This is a genomic window from uncultured Alsobacter sp. (assembly GCF_945952055.1).
GTDB lineage: Bacteria > Pseudomonadota > Alphaproteobacteria > Rhizobiales > Beijerinckiaceae > Alsobacter.
In genome coordinates this window covers 1-16,617 of the sequence record NZ_CAMFHB010000079.1, presented here as the reverse complement: position 1 = coordinate 16,617, position 16,617 = coordinate 1, and the positions used below count along the sequence as shown (strand labels likewise).

General features: G+C 68.9%; 12 protein-coding genes. 9 read left to right on the top strand and 3 right to left on the bottom strand.

All coding sequences use genetic code 11. From position 1 onward, the window contains the following. The coding region (locus Q0Q47_RS30070; RefSeq protein WP_293868731.1) for an NAD(P)-dependent oxidoreductase at positions 1–954 on the top strand (954 nt) is incomplete at its 5' end. A 148-nt stretch (positions 955–1,102) separates the two neighbouring features. Here Q0Q47_RS30070 and Q0Q47_RS30065 read toward each other — a convergent pair. After that, positions 1,103–2,011 carry a DMT family transporter gene (locus Q0Q47_RS30065; protein ID WP_293868733.1) on the bottom strand — a complete coding sequence of 303 codons (909 nt, stop codon included), beginning with the start codon at positions 2,009–2,011 and terminating at the stop codon, positions 1,103–1,105. A 91-nt stretch (positions 2,012–2,102) separates the two neighbouring features. Here Q0Q47_RS30065 and Q0Q47_RS30060 point away from each other — a divergent pair, with 91 nt between their 5' ends. Continuing rightward, complete coding sequence (locus Q0Q47_RS30060) at positions 2,103–2,966, top strand: type 1 glutamine amidotransferase (protein WP_293868729.1); 864 nt, start codon at positions 2,103–2,105, stop codon at positions 2,964–2,966. 38 nt (positions 2,967–3,004) lie between these two features. Here Q0Q47_RS30060 and Q0Q47_RS30055 read toward each other — a convergent pair whose 3' ends face one another. Then, the gene (locus Q0Q47_RS30055) at positions 3,005–3,919 is read right to left on the bottom strand and encodes a SapC family protein (RefSeq protein WP_293868727.1); all 915 of its coding nucleotides are present in this window, start codon (positions 3,917–3,919) and stop codon (positions 3,005–3,007) included. 228 nt (positions 3,920–4,147) lie between these two features. On the opposite strand from Q0Q47_RS30055, the gene Q0Q47_RS30050 reads away from it, so the two are divergent. From Q0Q47_RS30050 to Q0Q47_RS30025, 6 genes are all read left to right on the top strand, one after another. Then, complete coding sequence (locus Q0Q47_RS30050; protein ID WP_293868725.1) at positions 4,148–6,073, top strand: glycosyltransferase; 1,926 nt, start codon at positions 4,148–4,150, stop codon at positions 6,071–6,073. After that, positions 6,070–7,218: a hypothetical protein gene (locus Q0Q47_RS30045; protein ID WP_293868723.1), complete on the top strand. Its 1,149-nt coding sequence runs from the start codon at positions 6,070–6,072 to the stop codon at positions 7,216–7,218. Before Q0Q47_RS30050 ends, Q0Q47_RS30045 begins: the two co-directional genes overlap by 4 nt. 10 nt (positions 7,219–7,228) lie before the next feature. After that, on the top strand, positions 7,229–8,260 hold the full coding sequence (locus tag Q0Q47_RS30040; RefSeq protein WP_293868721.1) for a polysaccharide pyruvyl transferase family protein: 1,032 nt from the start codon (positions 7,229–7,231) through the stop codon (positions 8,258–8,260). Next, positions 8,257–9,723 carry a hypothetical protein gene (locus tag Q0Q47_RS30035; protein ID WP_293868719.1) on the top strand — a complete coding sequence of 489 codons (1,467 nt, stop codon included), beginning with the start codon at positions 8,257–8,259 and terminating at the stop codon, positions 9,721–9,723. The genes Q0Q47_RS30040 and Q0Q47_RS30035 overlap by 4 nt, the downstream gene beginning before the upstream one ends. Positions 9,724–9,887: 164 nt before the next feature. Continuing rightward, complete coding sequence (locus tag Q0Q47_RS30030) at positions 9,888–12,644, top strand: glycosyltransferase (protein ID WP_293868717.1); 2,757 nt, start codon at positions 9,888–9,890, stop codon at positions 12,642–12,644. Continuing rightward, the gene (locus Q0Q47_RS30025; protein WP_293868715.1) at positions 12,641–13,606 is read left to right on the top strand and encodes a hypothetical protein; all 966 of its coding nucleotides are present in this window, start codon (positions 12,641–12,643) and stop codon (positions 13,604–13,606) included. Before Q0Q47_RS30030 ends, Q0Q47_RS30025 begins: the two co-directional genes overlap by 4 nt. A gap of 141 nt (positions 13,607–13,747) precedes the next feature. Here Q0Q47_RS30025 and Q0Q47_RS30020 read toward each other — a convergent pair whose 3' ends face one another. After that, positions 13,748–15,139 (bottom strand): Hint domain-containing protein, encoded by a 1,392-nt coding sequence (locus Q0Q47_RS30020; RefSeq protein WP_293868713.1) that lies wholly within the window; start codon positions 15,137–15,139, stop codon positions 13,748–13,750. A 590-nt stretch (positions 15,140–15,729) separates the two neighbouring features. Here Q0Q47_RS30020 and Q0Q47_RS30015 point away from each other — a divergent pair. Then, a partial coding sequence (locus tag Q0Q47_RS30015) for a hypothetical protein (protein ID WP_293868711.1) occupies positions 15,730–16,617 on the top strand: 888 nt, incomplete at its 3' end.

Sequence of the window (16,617 nt, the reverse complement as noted above, 5' to 3'; positions counted from 1 at the left end):
AAGAACATCCTCTCGGCCGAGAACCTGGCCAAGACGAAGAAGGGCGTGCGCATCGTCAATTGCGCCCGCGGCGGCCTCGTCGACGAGGCGGCGCTGCGCAAGCTCCTGGACGAAGGCCACGTGGCGGGCGCCGGTTTCGACGTCTTCACCGTCGAGCCCGCCAAGGAGAACCCGCTGTTCGGCCATCCCAACGTGGTCTGCACGCCGCATCTCGGCGCCGCCACGACCGAGGCGCAGGAGAACGTGGCCCTGCAGGTCGCCGAGCAGATGTCGGACTACCTGATCCGCGGCGCGATCTCGAACGCCATCAACTTCCCGTCCATCACGGCCGAGGAAGCGCCCAAGCTGAAGCCCTTCATCGCGCTCGCCGAGCGGCTCGGCTCCTTCGCCGGCCAGCTCACCGAATCGGGCATCAAGGAGGTCAGGATCACCTACGAGGGCGGCGTCGCCGGCCTCAAGATCAAGGCCCTCACGGCCTCCGCCATCGCCGGCCTGCTGCGCCCGCTGCTGCAGGACGTCAACGTCGTCTCGGCCCCGATCGTCGCCAAGGAGCGCGGCGTGGTCGTCGAGGAGACGACCCGGGCCGCCGAGGGCGACTTCGAATCGCTGATCACGCTCACCGTCGTGACCGAGACGCAGGAGCGCTCCGTCTCCGGCACCGTGTTCCACGACGGCAAGCCGCGCATCGTCTCGATCAAGGGCATCAAGGTCGATGCGGAATTCGGCCCGTCGATGATCTACGTGACGAACGAGGACAAGCCGGGCTTCATCGGCCGCTTCGCCGGCCTGCTCGGCGACGCGGGCGTCAACATCGCCACCTTCGCGCTCGGCCGTGACGCCCAGGGCGGCTCCGCCATCGCGCTCGTCGAGGTGGACGGCGGCGTCCCGGCCGACGTGCTGGCCCGCATCCAGACGATCGCCGGCGTGAAGCAGGTGAAGCCCCTGCGCTTCTGAGTCCCCGAGGTCGTTCCCGCCGCTCTCGTCATCGTCCCTAATCTCCTCATCCTGCGCAGCACGGCCGCTCCGCGGCCAGCTCAGGATGAGCAGATGGGGGCGCTGCCGTGAACACAAGGGCGGTCCTGAGCGCAGAGGCGCCGGCTGATCAGCGCCGCCCCAGCGTTTCCGCGATCAAAATGCCGCCGATCACGAGGGCCAGCGACACGGCGGTGTAGAGCTCGAAGGGCTCGCCCAGCAGCAGCACGGCGAGGATCGGGCCGAACACCGGAGTCAGGTTGCTGAACAGGCCGGCGCGACCGGGCCCGATGAGCTCGACCGCGCGGATGAAGAAGGTCTGCGAGATCAGCGACGGGAAGATGCCCACGAACAGGATGACGAGAAGCCCCGTCCGGGTCGGCCAGAAGAGTTCGCCGCGAATGGCTTCGGCGGCGAGCAGGGGCAATGACGTGAGGACCGCGGCGACGGCGAAGGCGCTGAACAGCGCGAGGCTCGAGACGGGCGGTCGTTTGCGCAAGGCCACCGTGTAGATGGCGTAGAAGCCCGACGCGACCACCATCCACACGTCGCCCGGATTGAAGGCGAACTGCCGCAGGATGTCCCAGTCGCCCTTGCTGGCGAGCACCGTAACCCCGGCGATGGCCAGCACCGATCCCGCAATCTGTGCTGGCGTGATCCGCGTCCTGTAGACGAGCGCGGCGAGGATGAGCACGAAGACGGGAATGGCGCCCTGCAGGATCGTCAGGTTCGCCGCCGTGGTGTGGTGGGCGGCCTCGTAATAGAAGGCGTTGAACGCGGTGAAGCCGACCGTGCCGAGGATGCCCACGCGCAGCCAGTGCGGCCGCAGTGCTGGCCAGTCGCGCCGCACGGCGTCCCGCGCGATCACGGCGAGCAGGGCGCACGCGACCACCCAGCGCCCCGCGGTGAGGCCCATGGGCGACACCTGGCCGATCGCCACCCGGCCTGCGATGGCGTTGCCGGCCCACATCAGCATCGTGAGGACGAGGAGCAGGTAGGGCTGCTGCCAGAGCCACCGTCCGGCCTTGCGGATCGACACCAAGCGCTGACCTCCAGCGGAGCGGCCGCTTGCCGCCGCCCCCGCATCTGCTATTCACCGCGCGTCGTACACGCCCCCGGACCGAACCGCCATGCCCTTCCGCTTCCTCGTCGTCGACGGCAACACCCGCGCCGGTCGCCAGCGGCACCTGGACACCTACGGCATGACGCCGTCGGACAGCTATTCGGCCGTCCTGCGCGCGATCGAGCCGGAGGCCATCTGCGACATCGCCCTGCCGGCGGACGATGGCGCCAACCTGCCGGATCCAGCGGGCCTGGAGAGCTACGACGCCGTGGTGCTGACCGGCTCGGCCCTGCATGCCTACGAGGTCGAGCCGGCGGTCACCCGCCAGGTCGAATTGGCGCGCGCGGTGTACAAGTCCGGCACCCCCTTCTTCGGCTCGTGCTGGGGGATCCAGATCGCCTCCATCGCCGCCGGCGGCGTGGTGCACGCCAATCCGCGCGGCCGCGAGGTCGCCTTCGCCCGCAACATCGCGCCCACGGAGGCGGGTCGCACCCATCCGCTGCTGGCGGGCCGGCCGGCGGCCTTCGACGCGCCGGCGATCCATCTCGACGAGGTGGCGATGCCGCCCGGCGAGGCCACGATTCTCGCCGCGAACGCGATGTCACCGGTGCAGGCCGCCGAGATCCGGCATGATGGCGGGGTGTTCTGGGGCGTCCAGTACCACCCCGAGTTCTCGCTGCGCGAAATCGCGGCGATCCTGGGCCGCTACGGCTCGACGCTGGTGGACGAAGGCCTGTTCGCAGATGCCGCCGCCCAGGCCGCAACGGTCCGCGACCTCGAGATGCTGCACGACGACCGCGGCCGCAAGGACCTGGCCTGGCGCTACGGCCTCGGTCGGGAGATCCTCGAGGATGACCTGCGCCTGACCGAGATCCGCAATTTCCTCGCGCACCGCGTTCGCCCGGAGCATTCGCGGCGCGGGCGGGCCTGAGGCGCCGCGCTGGCCTGCGGGCCGCGGCGCGGAGCGTTTCAGAACGGCAGGCTGGAGAAGTCCAGGTTGGCCGAGGCGTCGACGAAGTAGTCCCCCATCGGCTGGCCGGTCGCGGCGGCCCGGGGCGAGACCGGCGAGGGCACGGGCGCCGCGCGCAGGCCGGCGTCGATTCGCGCGGCGATCTCGTCGTCCAGGCTCGCCCGATTCTCCACCACGACCTCCGCCGCGAAGCGCCGCGACGAGTACATGGCCGCGATCGCGAGATCGAGGGAGGAGGGCGCGCCGTCGGCCAGCGCCGCGAGAGACGCCGGCGACAGGGACGCCAACCTCTGCCCGTCGATCGCAAAGAGCGGCGCCACCGTGGAGCAGGGCCGCTCGAAGCGCAGCATCAGCGGGGCGGGGGCGATCAGGCCCGCCGCATCGAGGGCGGCGACCCGCTCGCCGAGGCGGCGAATGCCCTCGCGCGCGGCTTCCGCGGTGGCTGCGATTCGCTTCAGCCGCTCGGTCGGACGTCCGGCGGCATCGGCGAACGCATGGCCTTCGCCCGCCCCCTGCCGAAGGCCCCGCCGGTCGATGGCGAGCGCCCCGCGCGACCCATCCGCCACGAAGGGATGCAGCCGCAGCACCACCGGGGTGTACTCGCCCCGCCACGAGCCCCTGCCGTCGATCATGGGGCGCTTCAGCGCGGCCGGTGCCAGCACGCCCACCACGTCCCAGCGCGGGCCCGTCTGCCGGAACAGCAGCGGAAGGTCCTGGGCCACGTTCATGAGTTCGGTGGCCGAGATCGGAACCACGGCCTTGTCCCGGGCATGGCTCAGGCCCTTGCCCATGGCGAAGCGCAGGCCCGACGCGGCCGCCTCGGCCACGGGCATGGGGCCGTCGGCGGGCGGCTGGGACGGTTCGGAACGAGCCGGCGAAGCGTGGGCGCGGAGATCGGAATCGATGTCGGTCATGGCAGCGATCATGACCTCGGCGGCGTCGCGAACCGGTCGACAGAATCGGTCGCATTTTCGCCGTCCGAACGGGGGATGCATGAATGAAACCTTGAGCGGTCGCCGACATTCATGCGCACCCCCAACGGTCAGATTTTATGCGTCCGCGAAACGTGGTTGCGACACCCTTTCGCAGATAGTCGAGCCGTGTCGTTCAGCCCTCCGATCGAGCCCGGTTTCGCAGTGTCCATGTCGTCCAGCGCCGAACAGTCGCTCCCCGCTGCCGTCGAGGTTCCGTCATCGCTGATGGAGCGCGCCAAGGCGCTCGCCAGCGAAACCCTGCCCCGTCTGGCGCAGCTCGCGGCGGCCCCGATGCCGGTGACCCGGCGGGCCCTTTCGGCGCCGCGCGCCGTGGTGTCGGCGGACGACGAGATGGCCCCGCCGGACGACGATCGCGTCGACCCGCGCCCGCGCGCCCTGATCGAGAGCAATCCCGCGCTGCGCACGATCTACCTGTTGCGCACCGATCTCTACGCCCCGGCGCGGCCGCACAGCCCCAAGTCGATGGAAGTATTCCTGCTCTGGTACGCGGTCTTCGGCCGCAAGGAGTACCGGAACGTCCAGAATTTCAGCGTCGAATACATGGACTGGCTGTGGGAGCGCGACGGGACGGAAATCCCGCGGATCCTCTCCTTCATCGTCTCGATCCGCCCCGACGTCGTCCGCGAGCTGGGCGATCGCTATGCCCTGCTCGGCTGGTTCTACTGCATGGGAATCGTCGAGTACCGGCTGGCCCCGCTGATCCCGAGCCGGGAGCTCTTCCGGCTGGCGCAGCCCACCGACCGGCCGGGCGAGGACCAGCGCCTCTCCTTGCTGATGCGATACGTCCACGCCTTCCGCGTGGCGCTCGGCGAGGACTGGACGGACTTCACGCGTCCGGAAGGACGCGAGGGCTTCATCGACTGGTACCGCAGCAACGCCCATCGCACCTACCCGGTCCTGCGGCACCTGCTGCCGGCCGGCCGCCCCACCACGCCTGGCGTGCAGGGCGTGACGATCGTGGGCTATCACCGCGGTGCGCTGGGCATCGGCGAGGACGCGCGCTGCCTGATGATGGCGCTGCGCCACGCCGGCGTTCCGGTGAGCCTGATCGACCTGTGCCACGCCAAGCTCGAGAAGGTCGCCGAGGCGGCCGCCTTCGAGGCGTTCGAGGCGGAGCAGCCCTGTTTCCCCCTCGTGGTCGTGTGCGCACCGCCCTTCGAGACGGCCCGCATCCGCGCCGAATGGGGCGAGGGTCCCTTCGCCGGCCGTACCGTCATCGGCTACTGGCCGTGGGAGCTGACGGAGCTCGGCCGGAACTGGGCCCATGCCTACGACCTCGTGGACGAGATCTGGGTGGCCTCGCGCTTTCTCGAAGGCGTGTTCAAGGCCGAGACGGAGAAGCCCGTCCACCTGATGCCGATGCTCGTCGACGTCAGCCAGACGCGGCGCGTGTCGCTCGAGCCCTACGGCATCGCGCCGGGCGACTTCGTGTTCCTGGCGATGTTCGACTTCAACTCGACGATCACGCGCAAGAATCCGCTCGGCATCATCCAGGCCTTCCGCACCGCCTTCCCCAGCCGGGAAGCCGGCGTGAAGCTGCTGATCAAGACCACCCATGCCGAGCAGCAGGCCGAGGCCTGGTCGACGGTCGAGGAGGCCATCGGCGAGGACGAGCGGATCATCGTGATCGACGGCGCCATGGACCGCGCCGAGGTCTGCGGCCTCATCGCCGCGGTCTCGTGCTTCGTCTCGCTGCACCGGAGCGAGGGCTTCGGCCGCGTGCTGGCGGAAGCGATGGCGCTGGTGACCCCCGTGATCGCGACGGACTGGTCGGGCTCGCGCGATTATCTCAGCCAGCAGACCGGCTTCCCCGTCCGCTGCTCCCTGCGCCGCGTCCAGGAGGACGAATATCCGCAGGCCGCGGGCTCCTGGGCCGAGCCCGACGTCACCGATGCGGCCCAGCACATGCGCCACCTGCGCGAGCAGCCCTCCGTCGCCTCCGCGCGCGTCGCTCTCGGGCAGCGCGTCATCGCCGCCAAGTACGGCATCGACGCCGTGTCCGGAGCGGTCCTGGCACGCCTGCGGGACATGGCCATGGAACGGGACGAAGCCCCGCTGGAGCAGGCGCAATGAAGCGTCTGCTGCTCGCGCTGCTCCTGGCCTTCGGTCTTGGTGTTCCGGCAGGTGCCGGCGCCGCCCCGTTGATCGGAGCCTATGTCTGGGGCGGCCTCCTGGGAGGACGATCCACGCCGGACGCCTTCAATGCCTCGGTGGCCTTTCTCCTCGATCGCGGCTTCACGGCAATTCGTTTCGCCGTCGGCCCGAAGACCCTGGAAGGCTACGGCTTCGCGCCCGGGGCCTGCGGCCCGCGGCCCTCGCTCGCCTGCATGCTCGACCCGTTCCTGAAGGCGGGTGCCCTGGACGATCCGCGCCTGCGCCTCGTGATGATCACGCTGCACGACAGCTTCGTCACGCGTGCGGGAGCGTTCGACCCGGCCACCGTCGCGCGCGATGCCGAGGCCATCCTGTCCGACCATGCCGCCGCGCTGGCGTCGCTCGACCGGCGCTTCGCCGGCAGGCCCGTGCGGATCGTGCTGTCCAACTGGGAGGGCGACAACCAGCTCTTCTGCGGCAGCGCCTACACCTTCTCGCGCAGCCCCGATTTCGTGCGCACCTGCTCGGCGACACGCGGCGACCTGTCGACGGCGCTGCAGGGCTTCATCGACTGGATCGCGCTGCGCGACCGGGCCATCGCCGCCTACCGCAAGGGCGGCGGCACGCTCGACGTGAGCCAGGCGCCCGAGGTGAACAACCTGCGGATCTTCACCGACGGCTGCCTCACCACCTGCGACACGGGGCTCACGTTGGCTGCGGGCCTGCGCGCGCGGGGCGGCTGGGCGACGTGCTCCTACTCGGCCTATGACGGGATCAATGCCGGACGCCTCGGCGAGACCCTCGACCGGTTGGCCTCCTCGTGCCGACGCACGATCATCGGCGAGTTCGGCTTCCCCCTCGACCGCGTCAAGGGCGAACGGCTCAAGGGTCTCTACGCTTCCGCGGCGGCTGCGATCGCGCAGCGCCAATCCACCATCGATGCCGTGTTCATCTGGAACGCTTTCGAAAGCGAAGGCACCCGGGACACGGGCTACGGTCTTTTCCGGGCCGACGGCTCCCCCTTCGCCTGGAACAGCCTGCCGGAGGCGTGGCGCGATGCGCTGCGGGTCCGGCAACCGAAAACCCGCGGGCGCTCCAGGCGCCGGCGCAAAACAGACAATTGAGAGGTGCGGGATGGGACGCAGGATCAATTTCGTCGGTTGGTACGACCGGGGCAATTGCGGTGACGAGGCCTTCAAGGCCGTGCACCAGCAGCTTTTCCCCGATTGCGAGATCAACTGGTTCGTGGACGTTCCGCCCGAGGCGGCTCAACAGGATGCCACCTGGGTTCTGGGCGGCGGCGACGTGTTCCTGGACTACTACATCCGCCAGATCCCGGCGGAGGCGCCGTTCTTCGTCTACGGCGTGGGCCTCGGCTCGCCGGACCAGATCGACCATATCGCGGCGCTGAGCCACCGCATCAAGGGCATCTGGCTTCGGAACGCACGCGACGTGGAGATGCTGCGCGAGCGCGGGGTCGACGCACGCTATTCGCCTGACATCGTGTTCCAACTGGCCAATGCTGCGCGAAACCGGCCCCTTCCGCTCGAAGTGCAGAACAAGGAGCGCAAGACGGCCGTCATCATACCCTCGAACAACGCCGCTCAGAGTGCGACACGGCGGGGCGATCTGGGTGACTTCTTTTACTTCAACTACATGAAGATCAAGATGGGCGCGTGGATGGACGAACTCGCCCAATATTACGATCTCGTGTTCTTGCCGTTCTCCTTCGATGTCAATGACATCGACCTTCACTTCATCGCCGAAGTCGTCGGCCAGATGAAGCGGACAAGCCGGGTTCAGATCATCAAGAGACAGCTCGACCCACTCGACGCGGCGCGTGTCGTGGCCGATGCGCAGCTCGTGATGTCCATGAAATTCCATGGCCTGATCTACGCGATGATGCTGGGGCGGCCCTTCGTGAACATCGGGCTCACCCGCAAGACACAGCTGCTCTGTGAGGACAACGGGTTCCCCCAGTTGTCGATCCCACCCTATACGATCACTCACGACACGCTGATGGCGGCGGTGAAGCAGGCCGAGGATCCGCAGCTGCTGGTTCGGCTGCAGGAGAACGCCGCCTCGTTGTCCAGTCACGCTTTGGAAGAGGGTCAGCTCTTTCGAGAGGCCGTGCTGGCGTGCGACGAGCAGGATCTCGCCGCATGAACCTTGCGGTTCCTCTCGGCGGCAAGACGGCGCAGCGTCGGGAAAACGCTCCGCCCGAGCGCGCCTTCGGTCCATACGAGGTGCTTTCGGAAGGAGGCACCGCCGGCGGGGCCGTGGTCGTGTTCAATTCGCTGGGCAATCCACCACAGAGAATGAACGCGTGGGAAATGCGCGGCCAACTGATGTCGGCCGTGCCGGACTGGCAGGTCATCAGTGTGCGCGACCAGAGCCGCTCCTGGTTCAACGCAGACCCTCCGGCGCTCAAGAACCTCGCCGATTGGCTGGCGGCCCGTGTGGCGCAACGTCCAGGCCCGCGCGTGGTCACGCTGGGCTCGTCGGTGGGCGCCTTCGGTGCCCTGCTGTTCGCGCGGCTGCTGAAGGCCGACACCTGCATCGCGCTATCGCCCCAGGTGGCCGTGGGGCGCAGCCTGACCGAAGGCTGCGACCACCGCTGGAACGGTTTCCTGCCGCCGGACGCGGACATGCTCCATCCGGTCGTGGCGCCGGCCGCGGGCTGCGTCCACCACGTGCTCTTCCCGGCCTACGACCTGCTCGACGTCTGGCAAGCCTCGCTGCTGAGCCCGGAGCAGGCGTTCTTCTACGCGCGCCTCACCGAGGAGCACAATTGCGCCGCGGAGCTGAAGAGCCAGGGCGTGCTGGGCCCCTTCATCGCCGACTGCATCCATCGTCCGCGCGAGCCGTCGAGCGTGCCCGCGGCGCCGCCGGTGCGCTTCAACTTCGGCGGGCGGTCGGTGAAGAGCCTGCTGCGATCCATCAAGGAAGGGGCCGCGGCCGGCCGGTCCTTCGCGGACTGGTCGCGCGAGGTGCAGGTCGAACCGCCCTACGACATGCTGTTTTTTCCCTACTGGTGCCACGCCCGCGGCGACGCGCTGGCGCAGGACGAAGTCGCCGGCCTGTCCGACGGCCAATTGCTCTCGATGCTGAGACGCTTCCCCTCGCAGAAGCTCGCCGAAATTGTGAAGGCCCGCAGGTCCGCGCACCACGAACGTCCGGATCCCTCGAAGGGCTGGCTGACGACGTGGCGCGCCTGGCGCGCGGATGCGGGCACGCTGGGCACCGTCCTCTCGTCCGGCTGGAACTCGATCGAGCGTTGGGGCGTGTGGTCGCTCGGCATGGTCTCGGAACTGAGCCTGCCCGCGATGCTGGTCCCGGAGACCCATTACCGCCTCCGCCTGTCCGTGCGGCCGCCGCCGGCCTCGGACGGCGTGGGACTGCGCGTGGTGCTGCGTGTCGGCCCGGAGATCTGTGCGACGGAGACTTTCTCGTTCTCCGACCGCCATGACGTCGTGCTGGCTTTCAAGACGCCGGCCACGGCATCGGCGACGGTGGGCGTCACGGCCAGCGTCGAGCGCACGGTGTGCCCGCTGCTCGACCATCCCGTCTATTCCGACCTGCGGGCCTGCGGGTTCGGTCTGGAAGCGGTTTCGATCGGCGTCCGCTGAGGGCGCCTTGCTTTTGAAATACCCGGCTCGCGCCGGTGAGGACAGGGGGACTGACCTTGAAAGTGGCTTGGCTCACACCGTTTGGCCCGGCATCGGATATCGGCGCCTTCTCGCGTTGCATCCTGACGGCGGCGAGTCGTCTCGCTGCCACCACCGGTATGGAGGTGACGCTGTTCGTCAACGTGAACGGCGAGACCTATCATTATCCCGGCCCCCGCATCCCCCTCGGGCCGGCCATCGACGAGAACGTCCTCGAGGCGTTCGACTTCGTCGTCTACAATATTGGCAACAACCAGGAAAACCATTACTATATCAACAGGTTGGCCATGCGCTATCCGGGCGTGGTCGTGGTACACGACCTCGTCATGCAGCACTACGTCGCCTGGGAGGTGTTCGAGGGCCGCCGGGATCCGACCATCTATGCGGACCTGATCGCCAATTACTACGGCCCCACCGGCCTCGACATCGTCGAAGGCTCCCGCATCTGCTCGCAGGCCGAGGCGCCGCGCTACGCGCCGTGGGACTCCAGCCACGTGCTGGGCATGCCGCTCATCGAACCTTATGTCGCCTCGGCGGCCGCGGTGATCGTGCATTCCGATTTCGCCGAGCAGGAGACCCGGCCGCACACCCGCGCGCCCACCCTGCGGCTCGGCCTGCCGTGGGACCAGAAGCAGAGCCTGACGGACGAGGAGATCGCCACCTGGGTGGCCAAGACGCGTCTGGGCGGCAGCGTCCGCTTCGCCAGCTTCGGCCACATCAACCGCGCCAAGTGCCTCGATCTGGTCGTGCGCGCCTTCGACCACGAGCCCTCCCTGCGCAAGAACGCCACGTTGCTGATCGCGGGTTATCCGCGCGACCGGGAATACACGCAGGAGCTGGTCGACCTGGTCGATCACCTGAAGCTCAAGGACGTGGTGACGTTCGAGTTCAGCGTCACGACGGAGCGGCTCCAGGAGATCAAGATCGAGTCGGACGTCTTCGTGAACATCCGCTCGCCCAACACCGAGAGCGCGTCGGGCTCGCTCATCGAGCAGCTGAACACCGGCAAGCCGATCATCATCTACGATTCCGGATGCTACGCGGAGGTGCCCGATGAGGCGGCCGTGAAGGTGGCGCCCATCAACTCGCTCGCGGCGCTCGCCGAGGCCATGGCGGAAATCGCGACCGACGCCGATCGGCGGATCGCGGTCGGCCGGGCCGGCCTGGCCCACGTGCGCAGCCTGTCGTCGGCTGACTACGTCACCAAGCTGGCGGCCTTCCTGAAGCGCAACGAAGCGGACTTGAGGCGTCGGCAGAAGGTCCATGCCGGGCTTCGCGTCCGCGACGAGGACGAGGTCGGCGGTCTGATGACCGCGCTCGATCCCCTGTGGCTGCGCGACCTCGCTTTGGCGCGGCGCTGGATGGCGCCCATCGTCACGGGTGCGCCGGCGCTGTCGCTGCACAGCTTCCTGCTGCACGACGACGTCACGCTGCGCCGCTTCATCACCCTCGGCGTGTTCCGCATGACCAGCCGGCCGCAGCTCGAGGCCGTCGTCGACGACCTCGTGCGCCGCCTCGATCGCCCGACGCTGTTCAGGGTCGTGCGCCAGGCGCGCGCCGCCCTCGACTGCCTGGCCGCCTTCGATGCCACCGGCGAACACCGTCCTCCAACCGAGCGGGTCGCCTCCGAGACCCTGGCCCTGCTCGGCAGCTTCGGCCCGCAGCTCCTGGCGCGCGCGCTTTACGTGCTCGTCCTCGGGCGGGCGCCGAGCCGCGAGGAGGCCGGGCCGTATGCTCTGCGCCTATCGACGGGAGAAACGGTGGCCGCCGTCGTGCGCGAGTTCCTCGCGAGCAACGAGTTCCGCAATCGTGGCATGTCGGAGATCGAGGTTGCCGAGATCCGCGCCGGCGCGGAGCGGCTCTCCGTTCTCGACTTCGGCACGCCAGCCGGCCAGCGGCTGCTGCGCGTCGGCGAGAAGCTGAGCTTCACCAGCGGTTCGGGCTTCCCGCGCGGCGTGCTCGCCGGCGACTGGTTCGAGCCGGAGGAGGACGGTGTCTGGAGCCAGGGGCCGCTGGCGGCCCTGTCGCTCTGCGTCGCCACGGGACGCGCGCGCTTCATCGGGGTGGCGGTCGAGTACCGGCTCGCCGGTCTGCCCGGCATGGACCCGCGCCGGCTGCGCATCTTCGTGAACGGTCAGCTCACCGAGACGCTCAGCACGGACGCCATGAGCTGGCGCACCCTCGAATTCACCGTTCCCACGACGGAAGACCAGACGGCGATCCAGCTCGTCATCGATTCCGAGCGCCCCGTCCGCATGAGCGACTTCGGGACGTCCGACGACAGCCGCACGCTCGGCGTGCTGCTGCGCTCGGTGGTGCTGATGGACCCGGACACGAGCGGGGAGGGCGACCAGCCGCTCGCGGCGCCCGTCCTGGCGCTCGGCACGCCGGTGCGCTTCACCAAGGCCAACCCGCCGCCCGCCAACCTTCTGCGCACCGCCTGGCACGCCGTGGAGCAGGACGGCGTCTGGAGCCGCGCTCAGGTGGCCAAGATCGCGTTCCGAGCGCCACCGGAGGCCGAGGGCCCGCTGGAGGGGCGCATCCTCGCCCGGCTCATCGGCACGGCCGCGTCCGGTCCCCGGCGCGTCTCGATCTTCGTGAACCACACCGTCGCCGCCACGCAGATCGTGGCCACGGACGAGCCCATCATCCTCACCTTCCCGCTGCCGGCGCCCGACCCGGAGGGCAGCACCTACCAGGTCTCGGTGGAGTGCGACCGCGCCCCGCGGCCCGTCGACCTCGGCCTGTCGTCCGACACGCGCCGGCTGGGGATCTGCCTCAACGCACTCGAACTCGTGCCGCAGCGCCCGGCCAGCCAGCGTCCCGCCGGACAGCGGCCGGCCCGCCGTGCCGAGACCGTCATGATGGGAGCCGCCCGATGATCGCCACCGTCTGCTTTTCCGCCGAGTCCGACTCCGCCGGCGTCTTCGGCCGCACCATGGCGCGCCATCTCCAGGCCGTGATGTCGGCGCAGCCCGCGGCCTATTCCGGCGTGGTGATCGACGAGCGCCGGACGCTTCCCGAGGAGGACGACCTCGTCCTCGGCATGGCGATCGACGCCGATGGGCCCCAGGACGCCTGGTGCGTCGATCTCGGCGCCATCCTGTCGCAGCAGCCCATGCGCAAGGGCGCGGTGCTGAGCGGGCTGTCGGAGCAGATCTCGACGCTCTACGGCGAGACGCCGAGCCCTACCACGATGCTGGCCATCGCCGAGGGCCTGCGCAAGACGCGGCCGCTGGTGGCGCTCGATCGCGAGACCGCCGACACGCTCGGGCTCTATGGCTGCGACGGCATCGAGCGCCTGGGCGCGCCGGCGCTGCCGCCCTTCGTCATGGCGCCGGATCCCGACCGCAACACCATCCTGGTGTTCGACCACGTCGGATCGCCCATCGCCCTCGGGATCCTGAAGGACGCGGTCGGCAAGGCGTCCGACGACGTGACCCTGTGCTACGTCGAGGACCTGATGCCCAAGCCCCTGCAGCCCTTCTTCAGCTGCGTGAGCTACTTCTCCGACTGGCCCCTGCGTGCCGGGATCCACATCCACATCGGCACGCCGCGCACCGATCGGCTGGGCACGCGCATCGTCGACAGCCAGGCCTGCAACCGGCCGGTCATCTGCTACGCGCCGGCGTCCGAAGGCCTGCAGCGGCCCTCGGTGGCCCACGAGCGGGACGGCCTCGTGTGCACCGACGGCGTCGAATTGACGGCCGCCATCAACACGCTGCTGTCCGACCCCTTCTACGGCGAGCTGCTCGCCAAGAACGCCCGTCGGGCGGTGTCGTCTTTCAACCAGCACCACATCGAGGCCCTGCGCGGCGTCATCAGGAACGCCCGCGCGGCCTGATCCCTCGCCCGCAGGTCAGCACACGAAGGCCGGGGACCAGCGATGGTCCCCGGCCTTTCTCTTTGGGCCACCGACGTCCGGCCATGAAAAAAGGGCGGTGGCCGAGGCCACCGCCCTTGTCGAACGCCGTCAGGTTCGCGCTCAGGCGACCTTGCGGTAGGCCACCTCGATGTCCTCGATCCTGGCGCCGATCTCGGCGCGGATCGCCTCCAACTCGGGGCCAGACTTGACGGCCGGGTAGGAGCGCTCGTGACCGCCGTCCTCGAGCTCGGCAGCCGGGAGGTCCTCGCCATAGAGGGCGGCATACTCCGACCAGTTCTGGAACATGGTGCGGTTGCCGTGGTTGACGTAGCTCTCCGCCGTCACGCCGTTGGCGTAGACGATCGCGTGACCCTCGAGCTCGATGTGGAAGTAGTCGATCGTCGGGCCGCCGGGGAACTCGCGCACGACGTTCGCGCCGTTTTCCAGGATGGAGGCGTCGACGAAGACCCCGTTCACGAACATCGCGTGATCGTGGGAGACGTAGAGGTCGCTGTGCGGAAGGTTGGCGCCCAGCGAGCCCTTGCGGAAGCACACCGGCGTGAGCTTCGGGGAGCGCGCCATGACGCTCGGCGCGTAGGTCCGCCGGCCGATCCACTTGACCGGGCGGGCGGCGCCGTCGAGCGTCATCACCATGTCGCCGATGGCGAGGCTCTCGACCGGGACCTCTCCCGTCGCCGTGCGGATCAGCGTGCCGCGCAGGTAGCAGGGCGGATCCGTCGCATCCTGGACCTGGGACGCGGACGCGCCCTGAACGGTGATGTTCACCGATCCGTCGGAGCTCGTGATGATGGTGTTGCCGTTGCCGTCGTCGGTGAAGATGAGGTCGCCCGCGCCCGACTGGGTGAGGTCGATCTTGTCCTCGGCGGCGTTGAAGTCGGAAATCGTCGTGTCGACGGCGGTGCCGGGGCCGAACACATAGGTGTCGGTGCCCCCGCCGCCGGACACGTTGCCGCCGCCGCCGCCCAGCACGATGGTGTCGTCACCCTCGCCGCCGCTGACCGACATGAAGCCGTCGCCGCCCGTGATGGTGTCGTTGCCCGCCCCGCCATCGACGATCAGTTCGCCCGAGCCGGCCGTGATGTTGTCGGCGCCGCCGCCGAGCTGCAGGTTGGCGTTGCCGCTCCCCAGCACGATGGTGTTGTTGCCGCCTTCGCTGGTGACGACGATGTCGCCGTCGCCGCCCGTCACGGTGTTGTTGCCGCTGCCGAGCGACACGGTGGCATTGCCTCCGCCCGTCTCGATCAGATTGTCGCCCGACCCGCTGAGGATGATCGTGTCGCCGTCGCCCGCGATCAGGGTGTCGTTGCCGATACCGCCGTCGATGAAGCCGCCGCCGCTGCCCGTGACCAGCTTGTCGTCGCCCTCCTCGCCGAAGAACGTGACCGGCGAGGCGCCGCCCGTCAGGGTGTCGTTGCCCCCTTTGCCGAAGATCAGGTCAGACCCGTTGGTGCTGAGGTTGTCATCGCCGCCGGTACCAGAAATGAATGCCATATGTCGACCCTCCTGTCGGTGCACACCTCTGCACTCGTCTCGGCAATATTCACCCGCCAAGTTCTGAGGGCTTGTAAATCGCTTGGACTCAATTCGGCGCAAAGGAATGTGCTTGTTCGAGTCGATTTATTCCCTTCAATTCACCGCATCGCATGTCGCTCGAATTGTAGAGACGCGGCAATGCCCGAGACATCGCACTGAAATTGAACGGGAATTATTGTCGACGTGGAGCGCGGAAAGCCGCCTCGCGCGTCGTGGAATGTCGAATGGCAGCCTGATTGAGATCAAATGAGCTGAGAACGCGAACCGACGGCGTCACACCTTGCTAACTCCTCCGGACACGGTGTCAGCGAACCGCGTGCGGGAGCGGCAGGACCGAATTCCCGCTGCCTCGTCGGGCGGCGGCCCGGCCGAAGCCGGGGCGAGCTCCCAGCGCGCGCCAGCGGCCACCGGATAGACTTGGCCCGGAGCCGAATCACTTCATGGGAAAATGATCTAAGCTTCAATTTTACTCGATGCATGAGGCCTATCACAGCAAGTGCGATGCGATGTTGGGGAGAGTTCGGAATTCGAGTCGAGATCAGGCCCACATGGATATGACGTCTTCGAACCAGCGTTTCGTCACGCGGCGCTTGCCGGTCCCGGTCGGATTGCACGTGCTGCGCTACGTGTCCTCCGCCGATCCGAAGAGACCTCCAGTGGTGATCGTCGCCCCGAAGCCCGACGAGGCTGACGGACTGGACATCGTCTTCGCGCCGGGTGCCACGCACGACGTCCTCGAGAGGGTCGGGGACTGCGTGGTGATCCGCGCGCTGCGGGCGGCCGCTGTGCTCGTGACGACCGCGAGCCATGTGACGGCGCGCTCGGACGATGTGGAGCTGCGCATGGAGCGGCTCGACGCCGTGCGCGACGCGGTGCCGGCACCCGTGCCCGCGCCCGTCATGAAGACCGCGAGCGCGGTCTCCGCTCCGGCGGCGGATCCCCATGCGGGAATATTCGAGATCCAGGGGCACGTGCAGCGGCGCGGCGATTGTGCCGCGGGCCCGGATGGCTGGCTGGGCGCGGCGGGTGCCGTCGACCGGATCGAGGCCTTCGGAGTCGCCTGGCAGCGTCCGGCGCCTGGTCTGCGTCTCCACTACGGCTGCACGGTCGAGGACGGTACGCAGCACGTCGCCAAGCTGCCGGGCCAGCTCGTCGGCTCGCGCGGCCGGTCCCTCGGCATCGCGGAGGTCCGCTTCGAACTGGGCGGCAAGCGCGCCTCGGAGTTCGAGCTGGTCGTCAGCGTCTCCTTCCAGGGCGGTGCGGTCCGCACGGTCGCCGGCCGCCAGATCGCGCTCGCCGGCCCCACGGGGTCGGAGCGCATCACGGGCCTGCGGGTCGGCCTGCGCGAGATCGCGCTCGCCCTGCCGGCGCCCGAGCGGTCAGAGCCGGCGAGGCCGGCGGCCCCGGCCGCGCGCCCGCAGGCCGCGGTGCCGGCT

Bases quoted from the DNA above. Each gene is read 5' to 3' on its own strand.
- Q0Q47_RS30035 (WP_293868719.1), top strand. From the start codon at position 8,257: ATGAACCTTGCGGTTCCTCTCGGCGGCAAGACGGCGCAGCGTCGGGAA.
- Q0Q47_RS30055 (WP_293868727.1), bottom strand. From the start codon at position 3,919: ATGACCGACATCGATTCCGATCTCCGCGCCCACGCTTCGCCGGCTCGT.
- Q0Q47_RS30020 (WP_293868713.1), bottom strand. From the start codon at position 15,139: ATGGCATTCATTTCTGGTACCGGCGGCGATGACAACCTCAGCACCAAC.
- Q0Q47_RS30060 (WP_293868729.1), top strand. From the start codon at position 2,103: ATGCCCTTCCGCTTCCTCGTCGTCGACGGCAACACCCGCGCCGGTCGC.
- Q0Q47_RS30025 (WP_293868715.1), top strand. From the start codon at position 12,641: ATGATCGCCACCGTCTGCTTTTCCGCCGAGTCCGACTCCGCCGGCGTC.
- Q0Q47_RS30045 (WP_293868723.1), top strand. From the start codon at position 6,070: ATGAAGCGTCTGCTGCTCGCGCTGCTCCTGGCCTTCGGTCTTGGTGTT.
- Q0Q47_RS30050 (WP_293868725.1), top strand. From the start codon at position 4,148: ATGTCGTCCAGCGCCGAACAGTCGCTCCCCGCTGCCGTCGAGGTTCCG.
- Q0Q47_RS30040 (WP_293868721.1), top strand. From the start codon at position 7,229: ATGGGACGCAGGATCAATTTCGTCGGTTGGTACGACCGGGGCAATTGC.